The 19,123-nt window shown below is 33.4% G+C and carries 20 protein-coding genes; 9 read left to right on the top strand and 11 right to left on the bottom strand.

What is annotated here, in order from left to right:
• Nucleotides 1-14 precede the first annotated feature (14 nt).
• From OD803_RS05450 to OD803_RS05470, 5 genes are all read right to left on the bottom strand, one after another.
• Nucleotides 15-362 (bottom strand): four helix bundle protein, encoded by a 348-nt coding sequence (locus OD803_RS05450; protein ID WP_262732645.1) that lies wholly within the window; start codon nt 360-362, stop codon nt 15-17.
• Between the two features lie 28 nt (nt 363-390).
• Entirely contained in the window at nt 391-1,188 is a 798-nt protein-coding gene (locus OD803_RS05455; protein ID WP_262732719.1) for a TrmH family RNA methyltransferase, read from the bottom strand.
• A gap of 92 nt (nt 1,189-1,280) precedes the next feature.
• Complete coding sequence (locus OD803_RS05460; protein ID WP_262732646.1) at nt 1,281-2,591, bottom strand: amidohydrolase family protein; 1,311 nt, start codon at nt 2,589-2,591, stop codon at nt 1,281-1,283.
• A gap of 12 nt (nt 2,592-2,603) precedes the next feature.
• Nucleotides 2,604-5,588 carry an amidohydrolase family protein gene (locus tag OD803_RS05465; RefSeq protein WP_262732647.1) on the bottom strand — a complete coding sequence of 995 codons (2,985 nt, stop codon included), beginning with the start codon at nt 5,586-5,588 and terminating at the stop codon, nt 2,604-2,606.
• A gap of 85 nt (nt 5,589-5,673) precedes the next feature.
• Nucleotides 5,674-6,741, bottom strand: a complete 1,068-nt coding sequence (locus OD803_RS05470) for a DUF3810 domain-containing protein (RefSeq protein WP_262732648.1) — start codon at nt 6,739-6,741, stop codon at nt 5,674-5,676.
• A gap of 195 nt (nt 6,742-6,936) precedes the next feature.
• Between OD803_RS05470 and OD803_RS05475 the strand changes: the two genes are divergently transcribed.
• The gene (locus OD803_RS05475) at nt 6,937-8,400 is read left to right on the top strand and encodes an aminoacyl-histidine dipeptidase (protein ID WP_262732649.1); all 1,464 of its coding nucleotides are present in this window, start codon (nt 6,937-6,939) and stop codon (nt 8,398-8,400) included.
• 69 nt (nt 8,401-8,469) lie between these two features.
• Here OD803_RS05475 and OD803_RS05480 read toward each other — a convergent pair whose 3' ends face one another.
• From OD803_RS05480 to OD803_RS05490, 3 genes are read right to left on the bottom strand one after another with little or no spacing between them, the layout of a single operon-like run.
• Nucleotides 8,470-9,693 (bottom strand): peptidylprolyl isomerase, encoded by a 1,224-nt coding sequence (locus tag OD803_RS05480; protein ID WP_131507699.1) that lies wholly within the window; start codon nt 9,691-9,693, stop codon nt 8,470-8,472.
• A 10-nt stretch (nt 9,694-9,703) separates the two neighbouring features.
• Nucleotides 9,704-10,249 carry a gliding motility-associated peptidyl-prolyl isomerase GldI gene (gene gldI, locus OD803_RS05485; RefSeq protein WP_262732651.1) on the bottom strand — a complete coding sequence of 182 codons (546 nt, stop codon included), beginning with the start codon at nt 10,247-10,249 and terminating at the stop codon, nt 9,704-9,706.
• Nucleotides 10,242-11,261 (bottom strand): DHH family phosphoesterase, encoded by a 1,020-nt coding sequence (locus OD803_RS05490; protein WP_262732653.1) that lies wholly within the window; start codon nt 11,259-11,261, stop codon nt 10,242-10,244. Before OD803_RS05490 ends, gldI begins: the two co-directional genes overlap by 8 nt.
• Before the next feature lie 88 nt (nt 11,262-11,349).
• Between OD803_RS05490 and OD803_RS05495 the strand changes: the two genes are divergently transcribed.
• Nucleotides 11,350-11,769 carry a nucleoside-diphosphate kinase gene (locus tag OD803_RS05495; protein ID WP_129760457.1) on the top strand — a complete coding sequence of 140 codons (420 nt, stop codon included), beginning with the start codon at nt 11,350-11,352 and terminating at the stop codon, nt 11,767-11,769.
• A gap of 50 nt (nt 11,770-11,819) precedes the next feature.
• Here the strand turns inward: OD803_RS05495 and OD803_RS05500 are convergent, their stop codons facing one another.
• From OD803_RS05500 to recF, 3 genes are read right to left on the bottom strand one after another with little or no spacing between them, the layout of a single operon-like run.
• Nucleotides 11,820-12,116: a DUF721 domain-containing protein gene (locus OD803_RS05500; protein WP_129760459.1), complete on the bottom strand. Its 297-nt coding sequence runs from the start codon at nt 12,114-12,116 to the stop codon at nt 11,820-11,822.
• Nucleotides 12,116-12,538, bottom strand: a complete 423-nt coding sequence (locus OD803_RS05505; RefSeq protein ID WP_262732654.1) for a hypothetical protein — start codon at nt 12,536-12,538, stop codon at nt 12,116-12,118. The genes OD803_RS05500 and OD803_RS05505 overlap by 1 nt, the downstream gene beginning before the upstream one ends.
• Nucleotides 12,535-13,614 (bottom strand): DNA replication/repair protein RecF, encoded by a 1,080-nt coding sequence (gene recF, locus OD803_RS05510; RefSeq protein WP_262732656.1) that lies wholly within the window; start codon nt 13,612-13,614, stop codon nt 12,535-12,537. Before recF ends, OD803_RS05505 begins: the two co-directional genes overlap by 4 nt.
• A 134-nt stretch (nt 13,615-13,748) precedes the next feature.
• On the opposite strand from recF, the gene OD803_RS05515 reads away from it, so the two are divergent.
• From OD803_RS05515 to OD803_RS05545, 7 genes are all read left to right on the top strand, one after another.
• The gene (locus OD803_RS05515) at nt 13,749-14,513 is read left to right on the top strand and encodes a tetratricopeptide repeat protein (RefSeq protein ID WP_129760464.1); all 765 of its coding nucleotides are present in this window, start codon (nt 13,749-13,751) and stop codon (nt 14,511-14,513) included.
• Nucleotides 14,514-14,518: 5 nt separating this feature from the next.
• Nucleotides 14,519-14,998 (top strand): 6,7-dimethyl-8-ribityllumazine synthase, encoded by a 480-nt coding sequence (ribH, locus tag OD803_RS05520; protein ID WP_129760466.1) that lies wholly within the window; start codon nt 14,519-14,521, stop codon nt 14,996-14,998.
• A gap of 107 nt (nt 14,999-15,105) precedes the next feature.
• On the top strand, nt 15,106-15,324 hold the full coding sequence (locus OD803_RS05525; RefSeq protein WP_129760468.1) for a hypothetical protein: 219 nt from the start codon (nt 15,106-15,108) through the stop codon (nt 15,322-15,324).
• 14 nt (nt 15,325-15,338) lie between these two features.
• Nucleotides 15,339-15,620 (top strand): riboflavin synthase subunit beta, encoded by a 282-nt coding sequence (locus tag OD803_RS05530; RefSeq protein WP_129760470.1) that lies wholly within the window; start codon nt 15,339-15,341, stop codon nt 15,618-15,620.
• Complete coding sequence (gene mutL, locus OD803_RS05535; RefSeq protein WP_262732658.1) at nt 15,620-17,479, top strand: DNA mismatch repair endonuclease MutL; 1,860 nt, start codon at nt 15,620-15,622, stop codon at nt 17,477-17,479. The genes OD803_RS05530 and mutL overlap by 1 nt, the downstream gene beginning before the upstream one ends.
• Nucleotides 17,480-17,482: 3 nt before the next feature.
• Nucleotides 17,483-18,253, top strand: a complete 771-nt coding sequence (locus OD803_RS05540) for a rhomboid family intramembrane serine protease (RefSeq protein WP_129760473.1) — start codon at nt 17,483-17,485, stop codon at nt 18,251-18,253.
• A complete protein-coding gene (locus OD803_RS05545; RefSeq protein ID WP_134200406.1) occupies nt 18,254-19,123 on the top strand; it encodes a rhomboid family protein in 870 nt (289 codons plus the stop codon).

Genomic DNA, 19,123 nt, shown 5'->3' on the forward strand with positions numbered 1-19,123 from the left:
ATAGTTAATTATAATTAGTCTTCTTTAGAAGATTGAATTATTTTAAATAAAATTTTCAAAATACTTGAGAGTTCAGGTTCAAGTTTGTTATAATCTTCTTTTGAAATGTAATTTGTGTCTTTCAAAAGTCTTAACCAATAATGGGTTTCTCTGGCTTCCTTGTAAGAAATTGACATTTTTGCTCTGAAGTCTTTTTTTGAAATACCTCCAATAGCTTCTTCAACATTAGCACCAATAGATGTTCCGGACTTTAAAAGTTGTTTTGACAAAATGTATTCATTTTGTGACATTAACTTTTTACTTAAAAGAACGATTGATACCGCAAAAGTATATGATTTAGTAACTATTAAGTTGTCTTTCATTTATTAACGATTAATTGTACATCATTAATTATTCATTGATAAGCCTTTGGCGAACAGCTTCAAAAATAAGTATTCCTGCAGCAACAGACACATTCATAGAGTCAATTTCACCTTGCATAGGAATGATAATGTTATGTGTAGACTCTTGCAACCATTCGTCACTTAATCCAGTCGCTTCAGTACCTACAACTATAGCAGTAGGTAATGTATAATCTTGTGTGTGATAGTTTACAGAAGCTTGTAGTGCAGCACAAAAAATGTTAATGCGATGTTGTTTTAAAAACGAAACGATATCTTTTGTTGAGCCTGTAGCCACTTGCTTGGTAAATACACAGCCAACGCTAGAGCGAATAATATTAGGGTTGTATAAATCGGTTTTTGGGTTTGCAATAATTACAGCATCTACATTAGCAGCATCAGCAGTACGCAATAAAGCACCAATGTTACCTGGTTTTTCAGGAGCTTCGGCTACTAAAATCAAAGGGTTTTCACTTTTAAAGATAATATCATCTAAAAGATGTGATTTTGTTTTGGCAACAGCAATAATCCCTTCGGTTGTGTCTCTATGTGCAATTTTTTGAAATACATCTTTAGAAATTTCAATACGCTTAATGTTTGATGGTATTAATGAAGATAGTTCTTCTTCTGAAATCAATTCAGAATAAAACAAAACGGTATCCACGTCATAATTGCCTTTAAGTGCTAAAGATAATTCTCGTTTGCCTTCAATAAGAAACAATCCAGACTTTTTACGCTCGCGCGATTTGTCTTTTAACTGAACAAGTTGTTTAATGTAAGGATTTTGTATGCTTGTAATTTCTTTTATCATAACCAGACAAAAGTAGCCATTTTAGTCGATAATTTTATTGTAACGAATGTCTATTGAACAAAAAAGCGAACCATTTGGTTCGCTTTAAGTTATTCTTGATTTTTGAATTTATTGGAGTAGCGTTTCCACAATTTAGTTTGATGACTTTCTAAACTCACATCGCGACCATCAATAAAAGCGTGTGTTAAAACATTTGTACGCATATCTAATGCATCACCTTCGCTAATAAAAAGTGTAGCACTTTTGCCTTCTTCTAAAGAGCCATATTGATCATCAATACCTAAAACTTTAGCAGTATTAAGTGTTATCATTTGTAATGCTTGCTCTTTTGTTACGCCATGAGCAACAGCTGTTCCTGCTAAAAACGGAAGATTTCTAGCATTCATACGCTCCATACTACCACTACTTTCTAAAGCAACTGTAACACCTTTGTCTGTTAATAGTTTTGCTAATTTATAAGGTAAATCGTAATCGTCATCTTCATTACTAGGTGTTTTATGAAGACGTTGTACTAAAACCGGAATATTGTTTTGCTTCAGTAAATCGGCTACTTTATAAGCTGAATAACCTCCAACAATAACCATGTGTTTAATACCATTTTTGTTTTTGAAGTTGATAACATCATTAATTCCTTTTTCGTCATCTACATTTACATATAGTTTTTTAGAACCATCAAAAATACCTTTAAGTGCTTCAAAAGGTAAGTTTGTGATTTTTTTGTCTCCATTGTTATAGGCTTTAGATTGGTCTAAATAATCTTGGAGTTCATTAACTTGCTTTGAGTAGTTTTCGTTAGGTTTTAAACCAGGATCTTCTCCACGCCACCAACGACCTCTAGAAAAACTATTAGGCCAATTAACATGAATGCCATCGTCAACTTTTATAGCAGCATCTTCCCAGTTCCAAGCGTCAAATTGAACGATAGACGATGTTCCTGAAATAGTACCACCTCTTGGTGTTATTTGTCCTATAAGCACTCCGTTTGGACGCATACTTTCAACCACTTTGGATTCTGAATTATAGGCAATTAAACTTCTAATGTGTGGTTTGTAAGTTCCAATTTCGGCATCGTCATCAGTTGCTCTAACTGCATCAATTTCTACTAATCCTAAAGTAGTGTTAGGTACTATAAATCCTGGATACACATGCTTACCTTCGGCATTTATGGTTTCCATGTTAGTGATATTGATTTTTACAATTCCAGCATCGGCAACTGTAAGTAATTTACCATCTTTAATTATGATAATACTGTTATCGATAACGTCACCATTACCAATATGAGCTGTAGCTCCTACAATAGCAATGTCTTTAGTTTGCTTTGGAGCAGGTGTTTGTTGTGCTATTGCTGATGAAAAGCATAACACTAATAACACTATAAGGGTTTGTTTAATTTGTTTCATAATACTGTTTTTTTAGTGTTCATGGTGTTCGTTATCCATAGAATCGCAATGCAAAAATTCTTTTTCTTTTTTCTTAATAGGTTGTGTTTTTAACCCTTTGTTCTTTGCTTGTAACATCAAGTTGATGAGTTCGCTTTTTTCATTTTGAATTTTGCTTCTCATCATTTCATCTCGTTTTAAATCGAAATAGGTAACACCTTCAATAATGGTTTTTTCTGCTTTTGCATATATTGAAAGTGGATGGTCTGTCCATAAAACCACATCAGCATCTTTACCTACTTTAATACTACCAACTCTATCATCGATATGTAATAATTTAGCAGGATTAAGAGTTACGAATTTCCAAGCTTCTTCTTCACTAACACCACCATATTTTACCGCTTTTGCAGCTTCTTGATTTAAACGTCGAGACATTTCGCCATCATCACTATTTATAGCAACTGTAACACCTTGGTTGTGCATTATTGCAGCGTTGTAAGGAATGGCATCATTTACTTCATACTTGTATGCCCACCAATCACTAAATGTAGAGCCACCAACACCATGTTCTTTCATTTTGTCAGCAAGTTTATAACCTTCTAAAATGTGTGTAAACGTATTGATGTTGAAATTGAACTTTTCAGCTACTTTCATTAGCATATTTATTTCGCTTTGTACATATGAATGACAAGAAATAAAACGCTCTTTATTTAATATTTCGGCAAGTACTTCAAGTTCTATATCCTTACGATAAGGCTTTCCGCTTTTCTTTAAAGCATCATATTCTTTTGCTCTTGTGAAATAATCTATATAGAGTTGCTCAACTCCCATACGTGTTTGTGGGAATCTTGAATAACTAGACCAATTAGATTGTTTTACGTTTTCACCTAATGCGAATTTGATAAACTTAGGACTGTTGTCGTAAATTAAATTATCGGCAGATTCTCCCCATTTTAGTTTTATAATTGCTGAGCGTCCACCAATTGGGTTAGCCGAACCATGTAAGATTTGTATTGAAGTTACACCTCCAGCAAGATTGCGGTAAATACTTATGTCTCCTGGTTCTACAACATCTTCTATAGATACTTCGGCAGAAGAGTTTTGTCCACCTTCGTTTATAGATGCAGCAGCAATATGTGAGTGCTCATCAATAACTCCAGCAGTAAGATGTTTTCCTGTTGCATCAATAACTTTTGCGCTATTGTCTGATAGGTTTTGACCTATTTTGGCAATCTTTCCGTTTTTGATAAGTACGTCAGTGTTTTCTAAAATTCCATCAGCTTCATTAGTCCAAACCGTAGCATTTTTAAATAATAATGTTTCGGCTTTTGGTAATTCGGTAAAACCATACGCATTGTTTGGGAATGTTACTGGAAATACTTTTTCAGTGGAGTCTTTAGATTTCTTTTTATCGTCAGATTTAGTGTCGTCTTCTTTTTTTAACGATTTAGCATAAAATGACATTTCGTTTCCTGTAGGCATCGTAGTTGTACCTCTAAGGTTGTTGTCACTGTCAACATTTGCTATAATTCTAACAAACTCTTGTTTTGTAGAATCTTTTGTTGTCATTGAAATAGTAACCCAATTATCACTGTAGCTTACTTTAGAACCTAAGGTATTGTCACCACTGATAATTTCAGATTTCAATTTGCTAAGTTCTCCTTTTAATGACATTTTATAATCTTCACCAGCTAATCTAAACTCATAGTCGCCTCTAATGTCCTTAATTGTCATGTCTTCTATAACATTTTGCTGACCAAGTACCCAGTTTTCATATAATGTGGTTTCTTTATCAAAAATGTTTCCAGAAGTAATTAAGAAGTTAGCGTAAGTTCCGTTCTTTAAAGAACCAATAGTATTTTGCTTTCCTAATAATTGAGCAGGAATAGTAGTAAGTGATTCCAAAGCTTTTTCTTCAGAAAGTCCATATTCAATAGCTTTTAAGAGGTTGGATTTAAATTCTTTTGGCGATTTTAATGAATGCGTAGTTAACGCAAATTTGATATTGTTTTCAGCTAAAACCTTTGGGTTTGCTGGTTTTTGATTCCATGCTCTCATATCGCTAAGCGATAAACCTGAAGCCAAAAACGGATTTTCAACATCGTAAGCGTCTGGGAAGTTAATTGGGATAATTAACGACGCGTTTGTGTTTTTTACTTCGTTTACACGTTCGTATTCATCACCACCTCCAAGTATAACATATTGTACACCATATTCATCACCAACTTTATCAGCTCTTAATAGATTAGCTCTACTACCTGCAGCAAAAATTTGAATTAAGGATTTATTCTTATTTAGTGCTTCAAGAGATAAATCTTTTGTTTTAGAGTTTCCTTTTGCATACCAATCAGCATCAATATACAGTTGTCTTAGCAAAGCCATACTTCCCATAATAGAAGAAGGGTAAGACTGTCTTGAAGTTACACTTTTAGAAAACGAGAAGTATTGCGCAGAATAATCATCTAATATTCGGTTAGCGTTTGTGCCTTCGCTATCAAGCGCTACAAGCATTCCGCTACCTCTAACAATTCCATCTTGTATGTGTGCATTAAGTGTTCCAAAACCTGCTTTAATGTATTCTGAAGCTTTTTTGCTGTCATAACTAAAGCGGTCTATTGCTTTGTTTTCAGGCATTACATGGTCGTTCCAGTAATATCCTGACCTGCTAGGTTCGTACTGTGCACTTCGTCCACTTCCTGAGTCTCGTTCAGGGGCTTTAATACCAAAATCGGAATAGATGTCAATAAAAGAAGGATAGATGCTTTTACCTGAAACATTAATGATTTTGGTGTTTTTTGGAATGCTTACAGAAGTTCCTGTAGCAACGACTTTTCCGTCTTTAATTAATAGTGTTCCGTTTTCAATAACTTGAGTAGGAGTCACATAAATTTTAGCATTTGTAAATGCAGTGTAGTTTGTGTTTGTTGCAACTACACCATCATTTTTTGGAAAATATTCTTGTGCGTAAAAAGAAAAACAGCACAAAAATGTTAAGATAGTGAGATACGGTCTTATCATTATGTAAGTGTTGGTTAAAAAAATTGAAAGCTAAAGATAGAAATATTGCCTTTAGTAAAGAACTAATACACTTTTTTTAACTTTTTTAGAATGTATTATTTTCAAAATAATTTACTAAAAGTGCAACTACATAACTGTAGCTTTCCATACCATCTATTTGGTTGTTAGCTTTTAGAAATGTATCATAAGTAGATTTAAACAGAGGCTCAGTTGGGTTTTGATAACTGTCCCAAAAGTCTCTAACCTCTTGATAGTTTTTTAAAATGCCTTTATTCACTTTAGTAACCAAAGTTTCATACTGTTTAGGATCGCGTCTATAAATTTCGTGTAGGCAATGTCTTAATGCAAACGCATAACCAGAATACTTAAAATAAATATCATCATGATGCATTGCTGCCATACTACCTATAAAGTTAGCTTCATTTTCAGCAGCATAACCCAATTGGTGTGCTACTTCGTGGCTTGTAGTGGTTGGATATTTAAAAGTTGGAATCAGTCCATCAATTTGTGCTTCATTGGTAAACGGATTTAAATATCCTGAAAAACCCATATAAGTTAGTGGTAAACTATAAATTGAACGTTTAACGCTTTTAGGCTGATAGGCTAAATGAGGAAATTTTTTAGAAAGTTTATCATAGCCTTTAGGGACTTTTTGTAATAATTCTGTTTTGCTATAAGGCATGTCAACCTTAATAGTGTCATTATTTGTAATAGCTATATGAACAGTGTTTACAGTACTAATTAGACGCTCTGTAGTTGCAATAAGTGCTTCAGTAGTATAGTCTTTTTCTATATTAAGCGCTTTGTGTAGTGGTAGCCTGTAATAATTAAAAGCCCAAAGTAAATGAAATGCAAAATACCCAATAGATACGGCTGATAATACATCTAAAATCCACGCTTTTGTGTCTTTTATTATACGTTTTCTATTTACAAACAACCATCTTAATATATAAACAGTAGCTAAGGTGTATAACACATCACCTACAGAAAAAGGCACCCAACCAAAAGCGTATCGCATCAGTTTTGAGATGTATACATAAAGACCATTGCTGTATAATTGTTCAACAACATCAGGAAAACGCGCTATAATTTTCAAGAATATAATTTGAAGTACAATTGAAAACGCTAGTATGGATTTGAGGTATTTCTGCATAAATCAAAAATAGATAAAAATTATTGTCATTCCGCACTTGATGCGGAATCTAATAATGCAATTTTCTTTATGGAATTCTGAAAACAACATTTCGACTGCGCTCAAAGTGACAAATTATAAACACAAAAGAGAACGCTAAATTAAGACAGAATGCAATATTCAATTTGTACCTTTGTAAAACTTAAAGTAAATACTATGAATTCAGAAATAAGACAATTAGAACCAACACAACTTTGGAACAAGTTTGCAGACCTAAATGCTGTACCAAGACCATCTAAAAAAGAAGAGCGTGTTATCGCGTTTATGAAAGATTTTGGAGAGCAACTCGGTTTAGAAACGATTGTTGATAAGGTAGGTAACGTCATTATAAAAAAGCCTGCAACTGCTGGTATGGAAGACCGCAAAACCATTGTAATGCAATCGCATTTAGATATGGTTCACCAAAAAAATAACGATACCGTTTTTGATTTTGACACACAAGGAATTGAAATGTTTATTGAAGGTGATTGGGTAAAAGCCAAAGGCACAACGCTTGGTGCTGATAACGGACTTGGAGTAGCCACCATAATGGCAATTTTAGAAAGTAAAGATATTGAGCATCCTGCTATTGAAGCCTTATTTACTATTGATGAAGAAACAGGAATGACAGGAGCAATGGGACTTGAAGGCGGTTTATTGCAAGGAGATATACTTTTAAATTTAGATACCGAAGAAGATGACGAAATTGGAGTAGGTTGCGCTGGTGGTGTTGATGTTACTGCTACAAGAACTTATAAAGAAGAAGAAACTCCTGAGTTTAAAACTGGTTTTAAATTAACTGTAAAAGGTTTACAAGGTGGACACTCTGGAATGCAAATCCATGAAGGTTTAGGTAATGCCAATAAAATAATGAACCGTTTATTGTTTGACGGATTTGAAAACTTTGGCTTGAGAATTAGTGAAATTGATGGTGGAAGTTTGCGTAATGCAATCCCTCGTGAAAGTGTTGCTACTGTTGTTGTAGATGCGATACACGAAGAAGCGTTTGTTGCTGAAACAGAAGCGTTGGCTCAAGAGATAAAAGCAGAGTATAAAACAATGGAACCAGATTTAACAGTTGTGGTTTCTAAAATTGAAACACCAGAATCTATTATGGATTTAGGTGTGCAAGAAGGATTAACAAGAGCTATTTATGCTGCATTAAATGGTGTATATCGTATGAGTGCTGATATTCCTGATTTGGTTGAGACTTCAAATAATATTGCACGTGTAATTGTAAAAGAAGGGAATATTAAAATAGGTTGTTTAACGCGTTCTTCGGTAGAAAGTTCTAAATGGGATTTAGCCAATACACTAAGAGCAACATTTGAACTAACAGGTTGTGAAGTTGAGTTTAGTGGTGATTATCCTGGTTGGCAGCCTAATATGGACTCTGAAATACTAAAAGTAATGGTACCATTATATAAAACACTTAATAATGGAGAGGAACCTCATGTTGCTGCTTGTCATGCAGGATTGGAGTGTGGTATTTTAGGACAAAATTATCCTGAAATGGATATGATAAGTTTTGGACCCAATATTAAAGGTGCACATTCACCTGATGAGCGTGCTCAAATTTCTTCGGCTCAAAAATATTGGAACTATGTACTTGAAATCTTAAAACAGATTCCGAAAAAGTAAATTGAACACCATAAAAAAACTCCATTTTCATCTGAAAATGGAGTTTTTTTATTCTTAATATTTAGAAATCTATTCTATTCCTGTCATTTCAGCAATAAACGATAGGTTTGATTTTGCAGGAATTGGTCCGTAATCACGTTCGCCATAGGCTAAGTGATAAGGAATGTACATATATACTTTATCACCAACACGCATATCAGCAAGGGCTTCTTTCATACCTGCAATAAGTTGTGCATCTGGACTAATTTTCATTGGGAAAGGCTTGTACATGTTAGCTTCTTTTCTACGCTCGTCCAACATACCATGACGCTCAGCAACAGCTTCAACATTACTGTCAAATAAACGTCCATCTTCATAATAACCTTCGTAGTTTACATACGCTCTTTTACCTTGTGCAGGCTTTTCTCCATCACCTTTGTTAATGTAATATACTCTTAAACCTGAAGCTGTTTCGGTAGCTTTAGTTAGGTATTCGTCTAATTGTATTTTTATTTCAGCACCAGCTTCAGCATTTTTAGCTTCTCTAGCTTTCTTTTCTTCTTCAGCTCTTATACGAGCTTGTTCTTTCATGTTTTCTAAATCTTCTTTTACCTTAGGCATTTGCTCTTCAAAAACCTTAGCAGCATTGAAAGATTTTGCAGCTGATCCTTTTCTGATAATGTTTACTTTGTAGATGTATACATTTTCAAGAGGCTTGTTACCACGTCCAACTTTTACGTTAGAAATTGAATCTTGTACTTCAATACCTTTTACCAATTGTCCAAAAACCGAATGACAGCTTACACCACGTTGGTCGCAAGGTTTAAAGTCACCATTAGCATCAAAAGCATCTAAGCTTGGGTATGGTACTTCGGTAATAAAAAACTGACTTCCGTTGGTGTCAATTCCTCCACCATTTGCCATTGATAATACACCAGCTTTATCATGTTTTAAGCTTGGGTCAAAATCGGCAACAAATCTGTAACCAGGATCACCAGATCCAGTAGCAGTATGGTCTCCACCTTGAATCATGAATTTATCCATAACTCTGTGGAATGTTAAGCTGTCGTAAAATGGCTTTCCTTTAAATTGCTCGCTTACTAAAGGATGAGTACCTTCGGCTAAAGCCACAAAATTGGCAACAGTAACTGGTACTTTTTCGAAGAATAACTTAGCAACCATAGTGTCTTTAGAAGTCACTATTTCAGCATAAAGACCATCTTCTAAATCTGGATAAAGGTCTTCTTTGCACGAGGTTGCAGTTACTAGTATAAATAAAATAAATAACTGTAGGGCTTTACTAATCAGTTTCATAAAATTTTAATTAATTGTTTTGTTTTTTTGTTATTGTATTTACGGTTACCTTACACATTAAAGGCGTGTTAACACCTATTTTATTGGTATCGCCATAATAACCATAGGCTTTTTGTGAAGGAAATAAGAATGTTACTGTTTCTCCTGGTTTCATAAGTTTTAAACCTTCTCTAAGGCCTGTAAACAATTCTTCTTTGTCCATAGCATAATCTTGAGGCGCTATGTCTTCTTCAGAATAGATTTGTGAACCATTCAAATCTTTAACATCGTAATCAAAATTTACAATGTCACCAAATTGAGGTGTAATGGTATCTTGTTCAATTTTTGTATTGTAATAGTACCAAAAACCACTTTCAGAAGCTATGTAATCTATTTCAGGATTATCTTTAATAATACCTTCAATAAACTGTTGCTCTTTTTTATTTAGTTTAATATTTCGTTCTATTGAAGCATTAATAAATGAACCAGATTTAACGGTCTTAGGAAGTCTAGCTTCAGGTGATTTACAGCTAAAAGCCATAAAACTTATTAGTAATATAATGATGCTTTTATTCATGATTTAGGACCTCTTTATAGCTTGGTAATATACTAATAAATTTTTCAATAGTTTCTTTTAAGCCCAAATCACTTTTTCCACCAGCAGCATTTGTGTGTCCACCACCATTAAAATGTGCTCTAGAAAATTCGTTTACTGAAAATGCTCCTTTACTTCTTAGCGACACTTTTACAATGTTTTCTTGTTCGTTTTCTATAAAAATAACAGCAAATACAATACCTTCTAGCGAGAGACCGTAATTAACAAAACCTTCGGTGTCACCTTTTTTAAAGTTGAATGTGTTAAGTTCTTGTTGCGATAAACTTATATAAGCAGTTCTATACTCTGGCAATACTTTTAGATTGCTGAGTGCACAACCTAATAATTGTAATCTGCTATAAGTATTGGTGTCGTAAATGTTATTGTGTATTTGAGCGTTATTTGCTCCTTTTTCAATTAAATTGGCAATGACTTTGTGAGTTGTACTCGTGGTTGAAGGAAACCTAAACGAACCAGTGTCAGTCATAATTCCTGTATATAAACAGGTTGAAATGTCTTGGTCTATACTATCTTCATCACCTAAATTACAAATGAAATTATACACCATTTCACAGGTTGATGACATGCTAACATCAGAATACATATACAATGCATAATCATCAGGTTGCTGATGGTGGTCAATCATTATCTTAATACCTGTAGCAGATTGGATAGGAGTTTCCATATCTCCAATTCGATTCAACGCATTAAAATCTAAAGTGAAAATAATATCTGCTTGATTAATTACTGTGTCACAATCTTCCTGTTGTAGTTCGTATTTTAAAATTGAGGTTTCACTAGGCATCCACTTTAAAAAATCTGGATAATCATTAGGTGCAATTACTGTAACCTCATGATTGTACTTTTTAAGGTAATGGTATAAACCTAAGCTTGAACCTATAGCATCTCCATCAGGATTTTTATGAGGTACAATTACAATGTTTTTTTTGGAACTTAAAAGTTGTTTTATGCTGCTGTAATCTTCATTTGTCATATCTGGCGAAGATACAATTTTTTAATATTGCTTTATATTGTTTTTGTTAAGAAATACATTACTTTTGCAACCAAATTAAAATAAACAAATGGCAACAAATAGAACATTTACAATGCTTAAGCCAGATGCTGTTGAAAAAGGACACATTGGCGCAATATTAGAAAAAATAACTGCTTCAGGATTTAGAATTGTAGCAATGAAATTAACTCACATGACTACTGCTGATGCAAAAGCTTTTTATGCTATTCACAGTGAAAGACCATTTTTTGGTGAGTTGGTTGAGTACATGACTCGTGGACCAATTGTAGCAGCTATCTTAGAAAAAGATAATGCTGTTGAAGATTTTAGAACTTTAATTGGAGCTACTAATCCTGCTGAGGCTGCTGAAGGTACAATACGTAAAATGTATGCTGCTTCTATTGGTGAAAACGCTGTACACGGAAGTGATAGTGATGAGAACGCAGCTATTGAAGGTGCTTTCCATTTTTCAGGAAGAGAAATGTTTTAATAACATATAATTCATATAAAAAAAGCAGCTCATTGAGCTGCTTTTTTTATTTATCGTAGGACTAGTTTTTTGATAACGTCTTTACCTAAACTTTCATTGAGCATAGCAATAATTTTTTCTTTACCATAACTTAACTCTTCTCGTAAAACACTACTGCTTAATTGTACATAAAGTGTGTCTTGTTTTAAAACAATATTGGTAGTGTAGTTGTTTACACCATTTCCCATCATGTTTTCCCAAGCATTGCGCACATTTACCTTATCTAAACCTTGTTGTAGGTTGTTAGTGTCTACAAACTCTTTTAGGAGGTCACTAATAGGTGAATGTTCGTTGTTGCGTTTGGACATTATTCTTCAAGATTTATAGGTTCGTAACGTTTATAAAGATACATATCTTTATTAGCATTAAGAATTAAAAGTTCATCTTTTGTAGCGTTTAAAACCGTTTCTTTCCAGCTGTGAAAAGGTGTTTTGTAATAGAGGTTTAAACTATCGTTTTCTAAGACAATCTTAAGTTGTTCAGCATCATTGGACGTTTCAAAAGTTCCTGAGAAGTTAGGTTTCAACTTTTTTCTAAAACCTGTTAAGCTGTCAGTAATTTCAATATAATCTATAGTGCTGTTAAAATTGTAGTCGCGTTTTGAACCATCTTTTAAAGTTACTTCGTCAATTTCCCAATAACCTTCAACATGTTCTACAAATGTCTCAGGATTGTTAGAGCAATTAAAAAATGCCATAAACACTAAGCTAATGCAAAAGGCTCTTATCATAATTCAAATATTTTATACGATTGATGAATTTGTTTCACAACATTTTCGGTGCGTTCAGCATGCGTGTCGCTTATAAAGAGTTGACCAAAATGCTCATCGTCAACAAGACCAACTATTTGTGCTACGCGTTGTTCGTCTAGTTTATCAAAAATGTCATCTAAAAGCAAAATAGGAGCAACACCACTTTCTTGTTTTAAGAAATCAAACTGAGCCAGTTTTAATGCAATTAAAAACGATTTTTGCTGTCCTTGGCTTCCAAATTTTTTGATAGGATATTGCTCGATTTCAAAAATAAGATCGTCTTTATGAGTGCCTACACTTGTATATTGTAAAGCCTTGTCTTTATTGAGGTTTTTGCTAAGGAGTTCGCTTAGTTGTGCTTCAAACAAATCGCTTTTATAACTTAGATTTACAACTTCGTTATTATTACTAATAGCATTGTAGCGCGATTTAAAAATAGGAATAAAGGCTTTTAAAAAAGCATCTCTAGTTTTAAAAATAGCGGTTCCGTAAGTATTTAACTGGTCGTTATAAACCTCTAGTGTTTGCGCATTAAATGTATTGTTGAGTGCAAAATATTTTAATAACGCATTGCGTTGTGAGAGTACTTTGTTGTAGTTAATTAAATCGCTTAAATACTGTTTGTTGCTTTGTGAAATAACGTTGTCTATGAATTTTCGACGTGTATCGCTACCTTCAATAATTAGGTCTCTATCAGCAGGCGAAATAATTACCAAAGGAATAAACCCAATATGGTCGCTAAATTTATCATACACTTTTCCATTGCGCTTAATCATCTTTTTTTGACCACGTTTTAGCGACACGATAATCTTTTCGGTTTTATCATCTTTGTCAAACACACCATCAACAACAAAAAAATCAGCATCGTGTTTTATGTTTTGTGTAGCTACAGGATTAAAATAACTTTTTCCAAAAGCTAAATGATAAATAGCATCTAAAACATTAGTCTTCCCAACTCCGTTTGAACCTACAAAGCAGTTTATCTTAGTGTCAAAAGCAAAGGATTGGCTTTCAAAATTCTTGTAATTAAGTAGGGAAAGGGAATTTAAAATCATAAAACAAACAATATATTGATGTTTTTGGTTAACAATTATGGAAAAGGATGTGCAAATTATTGAAAAATAACAAATAATTTACCTTTTATTTACCAATAAAAATTTTATTTTTGCGGCGCATAAATAGAGAATATATGGCAACTTATAAGAAAAGAGGATATAAACCAAAGACTAAAGAAGAAAAAGTTGAAGCTATTGAAGAACACTCAACAACGGCTGAAGTTTTTAACACTTTAGATGAAACAGCTTCTAAGACTGAAGAATGGGCTGTTAAAAATCAAAACTATATTTATATTATTGTTGGTGTAGCTGTTGCAGTTATACTAGGATACTTAGGTTACAATAAATTTGTTGCTGAACCAAAAGCTGGAGAAGCTATGAACGAAATGTATAAAGCACAACAATATTTTGACCAAGCGGTTAATGGTGTTGAAAAAGATTCTTTATACACGTTAGCTTTAAATGGAGGTGAAGGTAAATATGGTATGGTTGATATTGCTGATAAATACAGTGGTACTCCTGCAGGTAATTTAGCCAACTATTATGCAGGTATGGCTTACTTAAACCTAAATAAATATTCTGAAGCAATTTCTTACTTAAACAATTTTTCAAGTGATGATATCATGTTAGCACCACTTGCAAAAGGAGGAATTGGTGATGCTTTTGTGCAATTGAATCAGCCAAAAGACGCTATGGATTACTACGAGCAAGCTATTGCAATTTCTAATAATGAGTTTACAACACCATTATATTTATACAAAGCTGGTACATTAGCATTGTCTCAAGGTGAAAACCAAAAAGCATTAAACTATTTTACAAGAATAAAAGAAGAATTTTCTGCTTCAAATGAAGCTTCTAATATAGATGTACTTATAGGAAAAGCAGAAGCAAGTTTATAATACATATGGCAACTGCAAATTTATCCGAATACGATAAAAACACAATCCCAAACGCGAAAGACTTTCGGTTTGGGATTGTTGTTTCTGAATGGAACGATACCATTACAAATGGCCTTTTTAAAGGTGCTTACGATACATTAATTGAACATGGTGCTTTACCTGAAAACATTGTGCATTGGCAAGTTCCTGGTAGCTACGAGCTAATTTATGGAAGTAAAAAAATGCAAGAGCAAATGGTAAATGCTGTTATTGCTATTGGTAGCGTTATACAAGGCGAAACCAAGCATTTTGATTTTGTTTGTGATGCTGTTTCTCAAGGTATCAAAGACCTTAACGTGATGCGTGAAACACCAGTTATATTTTGTGTGTTAACCGACAATAATATGCAACAAGCAATTGATAGGTCTGGAGGTAAACATGGTAACAAAGGTGTTGAAGCTGCTGTTGCTGCAATAAAAATGGCAGAGCTTAGACGAAAAGCTTAAAAACACTATTCTTCATTTTAAAACTGTTAACAATTTTTAGCAGTTGAAAGGCTTATTTTCCTAGCTTTTTAAGTACATTTGAAGTGTAACAACGATTATACTTTATAGTGGAGTTTTTTAAGCAACGTAAAAATAAACGTTTCAGTTATACGCCTAAACATCTTAGAGACCAAGATGATACTACCAAGAAAAGTGTTGAAGCACAATGGGAAGAGGTAAGAGCTGCTAACAAACGTAAGAAAAGTATTTTTACTACTTTACCCTTTTTGGTCTTGTTTTTGATTGGTGTATTAGTAATACTTTACATATTAAGTCGTTACGAATAATAAAGCGTTACATCATGTTTAAATTACGAAGAAATAAAAAGTTTGAATACACTCCAAGATACTATAAAGGCGAGGGAAGTCCTTATGAAATTAAGCATAAATTTGACGAACACAGGCAAACTGTAGGAAGCAATAAAGGATTAAAAACCAAGTTTGTTAATGCCATTGACGATTATAAGCATAATGAAGATACGGCTGGAGCCAACAGACGTGTATTGATTATTATAGGTGTATTGATTTTGGTTTTTTTGATTTTTATTGATTTTGACCTGTCAATATTCTTTTCAAAACGCTAATGGCAGACATTATTCAACTATTACCAGACCATGTTGCTAACCAAATTGCAGCAGGCGAAGTCGTGCAAAGACCTGCTTCAGTGGTTAAGGAGCTTCTCGAAAATGCAATAGATGCTGAGTCTACTGAAATAAAACTTATTATAAAAGATTCAGGTAAAACACTTATTCAGGTTATTGATAATGGTAAAGGCATGAGTGTTACTGATGCACGATTAAGCTTTGAGCGTCATGCAACATCCAAAATACGCGCTGCTGAAGATTTATTCAATTTACATACAAAAGGGTTTAGAGGCGAAGCATTAGCTAGTATTGCTGCTATTGCTCATGTTGAACTTAAAACCAAACAAGAGCAAGACGAACTAGGAACACAAATTGAGATTGAAGGTAGCGACCTTAAAGCTCAAAATGTTGTGGTAACCCCTAAAGGAACGTCTTTAGCTGTAAAACATTTATTTTTTAATATTCCTGCTCGACGCAATTTTTTAAAATCCAATGCAGTAGAGTTACGACATATTATCGATGAATTTCATCGTGTCGCATTAGCGCATCCAAGTATTGTGTTTGCAATGTACCATAATGGCAGCGAAATTTTTAATCTACCAAGTAGTAATTACAGACAACGTGTAGTTAATATTTTTGGAGGTAAAACCAACGAAAAGTTAGTTCCTGTTGAAGAAACTACCGAAGTGTTAAAAATTTCAGGGTTTGTAGGAAAACCTGAGTTTGCTAAAAAAACAAAGAACGAGCAGTTCTTTTTTGTAAATAATCGTTTTATCAAAAGTCCTTACCTTAATCATGCTATCAATTCAGCATTTGAAGGTTTGATAAAAGATGGAGCGCATCCAAGCTATTTTTTAAATCTTACTGTAGACCCAAAAACTATTGATATCAATATTCATCCAACAAAAACCGAAATTAAGTTTGATGATGAACATACTTTGTATGCTATTTTAAGGTCAGCAGTAAAACATAGTCTAGGGCAATTTAACATTGCGCCAGTTTTAGATTTTGATAGTGATCCTAACCTAAACACGCCTTACGATTACAAAGATAAGAGTGTTGCTACACCACCAACAATAGAAGTTGATAGAGATTTCAATCCTTTTAAAGAAAAAGTATCTCATGGTGGAAGCAGTAAACCTGCAGTTACCTTTAAGAAACAAAATACATCTAGTTGGGACAGTTTGTATGTAGGATTAGAATCAAAAAGTACACAGCAAGACCATAATTTTAGTGAAGTAGAGTTTGAAAGCGATTCAAAAAATGAAACCTTGTTTGATGATTCGCAAACCGAAACTACACAAGCTACTTATCAGCTTCACAACAAATACATTGTGAGTACTATAAAATCTGGTATGTTGATGATAGATCAGCATAGAGCGCATCAACGTGTGTTGTACGAAAATTTATTGAAGAATATGACTGTGAAAGAAGCTGTTAGTCAGCAGTTGTTATTTCCGTTGCAGTTGCATTTTTCCTCAACAGAATTGCCAATACTTATTCAGTTAAAAGAAGACTTAGAAAGTACAGGTTTTGCATTTTCTAGCGTTAAAGATCATACTATAGAAATCACTGGAGTTCCTTTAGGTGTCCCTGAGAGTGAAGTGTCTATTATTTTAGAACAACTGATAAGTGATGTTGAGCAAGAAGTACCAGACAGTAATTTTAGTGCTACAGATTTATTAGCAAAATCTATGGCAAAAAGTTTAGCTATAAAAACAGGTCAATCGCTTAATAAACAAGAACAAGAGCATTTGGTAAACTCACTGTTCGCTTGTAAGGAACCTACAGTTTCGCCAACAAATAAAACGACTTTTATAACCATGAGTGTTGATGATATCGACAAAAAATTTATGTAAGCTATGATGAGAATTACAGAAACGGTTAAGCACCTTATTATTATAAACGTTTTAATGTTTATTGGTACAGTAGCTATAGGTAATGGCGAATTGTTCTATAAATGGTTCGCGTTATATTTCCCTGAAAATGATTTGTTTCAACCATGGCAAATTGTTACACACATGTTTATGCATGGAGGAGGGAATACCGCAAATTTCAGCATAACACATATTTTATTTAATATGTTTGCGTTATGGATGTTTGGTAGTGCTGTTGAACAGCAATTAGGAAGTAAAAAGTTCTTGTTCATTTACTTTTCAGCAGGTTTAGGTGCTGTTCTATTTCAGTTAGGATATTATTATTTCAACTACATTCCATTACATTCAGAACTTATAGCGTCAGGACTTACAGGAGATGAAATCGTGCAAATGATGAAAACCAACAAGACTTTAGATACAATTAACCAAGTTCAATTTGAAAAGCTAAAGGAATTGTTTCCAGTGTATAATGCTTCAATGGTAGGAGCATCTGGTTGTATTATGGGTGTTTTGGCTGCTTTTGGGATGATGAATCCTGAAGCCAAATTGATGCTCATATTTTTACCTATTCCTATAAAGGCAAAATACTTTATACCTGGAATTATTATTTTAGATATTATTTCTGCAGTAACTGGTCAATCTTTCTTTAGTCCAAGTAATACAGCATATATGGCTCACGTTGGTGGTGCATTAACAGGGTTTATAATTATGTGGTATTGGAAAAAAAATCAGTTTAATAAAAATAGATGGGATTAAATGACAACGCTTACACAAGACATACAAGACAAACTAAAACGTCTTAATGCCTTCGAAAAGATTATAGGTGTTAATGTTGTTATATATATAATTGGATTTATACTTACTAAGGTTAAAAACACTACCAATGTATTGCATTGGTTTGAATTACCTGTGAGTCTTAACGAGTTTATATACCAACCTTGGTCTATTTTTACCTATGGTTTTGTGCATTACGGTTTTTGGCATATTGCTCTAAATATGCTTATCCTGTATTTTATTTCTAATATGCTGGTTAACCTTTTTAGTGTAAAACTATCTTTGAATATTTACTTTTTAGGAATTTTATTTGGCGGACTTGCATTTGTATTGGTTCATACACTTTTTTCTGGAAGCTTGGTAAATTATACATTGCCATTGGTAGGAGCATCAGCAGGAGTGAGGGCTTTAATTATTTTTTTAAGTGCTTATATGCCTAATAAAGAAGCACGATTGGTAACTATAAACATTAAACTTTGGTACATAGGTGTAGCAATGGTAGTTATTGATATTCTTGGATTGTTTACCATAAACCAAGGCGGTTATGTAGCGCATTTAGGAGGAAGTTTGTTAGGATATTTATATGCACAACAATTAACTAAAGGAAATGATATAGGTAAAGGCTTTGAGCGTATAATGGATAGCGTTGCTAGTATGTTTAAACGAAAGTCGCCTTTAAAAACAGTTCATAAGAGCAAGAAAAAACCGTTTGCAGGCCATAATAAAGACGATTTTAATGAGTTTACTAAACAAAAACGAATTGACCTCATTCTAGATAAAATCAGTAAAAGCGGTTATGAAAGTTTAACTAAAGAAGAAAAAGCGTTTTTATTTAAATCAGGTAAGGATTAA

The sequence above is a fragment of the Gaetbulibacter sp. NE genome (assembly GCF_025548475.1).
Lineage (GTDB): Bacteria > Bacteroidota > Bacteroidia > Flavobacteriales > Flavobacteriaceae > Gaetbulibacter_B > Gaetbulibacter_B jejuensis.

Excerpts from the sequence above, each read along its gene's own strand:
- OD803_RS05450 (WP_262732645.1), bottom strand. The coding sequence starts at position 362 with ATGAAAGACAACTTAATAGTTACTAAATCATATACTTTTGCGGTATCA.
- OD803_RS05460 (WP_262732646.1), bottom strand. The coding sequence starts at position 2,591 with ATGAAACAAATTAAACAAACCCTTATAGTGTTATTAGTGTTATGCTTT.
- OD803_RS05465 (WP_262732647.1), bottom strand. The coding sequence starts at position 5,588 with ATGATAAGACCGTATCTCACTATCTTAACATTTTTGTGCTGTTTTTCT.
- OD803_RS05470 (WP_262732648.1), bottom strand. The coding sequence starts at position 6,741 with ATGCAGAAATACCTCAAATCCATACTAGCGTTTTCAATTGTACTTCAA.
- OD803_RS05475 (WP_262732649.1), top strand. The coding sequence starts at position 6,937 with ATGAATTCAGAAATAAGACAATTAGAACCAACACAACTTTGGAACAAG.
- OD803_RS05480 (WP_131507699.1), bottom strand. The coding sequence starts at position 9,693 with ATGAAACTGATTAGTAAAGCCCTACAGTTATTTATTTTATTTATACTA.
- gldI (WP_262732651.1), bottom strand. The coding sequence starts at position 10,249 with ATGAATAAAAGCATCATTATATTACTAATAAGTTTTATGGCTTTTAGC.
- OD803_RS05490 (WP_262732653.1), bottom strand. The coding sequence starts at position 11,261 with ATGACAAATGAAGATTACAGCAGCATAAAACAACTTTTAAGTTCCAAA.
- OD803_RS05495 (WP_129760457.1), top strand. The coding sequence starts at position 11,350 with ATGGCAACAAATAGAACATTTACAATGCTTAAGCCAGATGCTGTTGAA.
- OD803_RS05500 (WP_129760459.1), bottom strand. The coding sequence starts at position 12,116 with ATGTCCAAACGCAACAACGAACATTCACCTATTAGTGACCTCCTAAAA.
- OD803_RS05505 (WP_262732654.1), bottom strand. The coding sequence starts at position 12,538 with ATGATAAGAGCCTTTTGCATTAGCTTAGTGTTTATGGCATTTTTTAAT.
- recF (WP_262732656.1), bottom strand. The coding sequence starts at position 13,614 with ATGATTTTAAATTCCCTTTCCCTACTTAATTACAAGAATTTTGAAAGC.
- OD803_RS05515 (WP_129760464.1), top strand. The coding sequence starts at position 13,749 with ATGGCAACTTATAAGAAAAGAGGATATAAACCAAAGACTAAAGAAGAA.
- ribH (WP_129760466.1), top strand. The coding sequence starts at position 14,519 with ATGGCAACTGCAAATTTATCCGAATACGATAAAAACACAATCCCAAAC.
- OD803_RS05530 (WP_129760470.1), top strand. The coding sequence starts at position 15,339 with ATGTTTAAATTACGAAGAAATAAAAAGTTTGAATACACTCCAAGATAC.
- mutL (WP_262732658.1), top strand. The coding sequence starts at position 15,620 with ATGGCAGACATTATTCAACTATTACCAGACCATGTTGCTAACCAAATT.
- OD803_RS05540 (WP_129760473.1), top strand. The coding sequence starts at position 17,483 with ATGATGAGAATTACAGAAACGGTTAAGCACCTTATTATTATAAACGTT.
- OD803_RS05545 (WP_134200406.1), top strand. The coding sequence starts at position 18,254 with ATGACAACGCTTACACAAGACATACAAGACAAACTAAAACGTCTTAAT.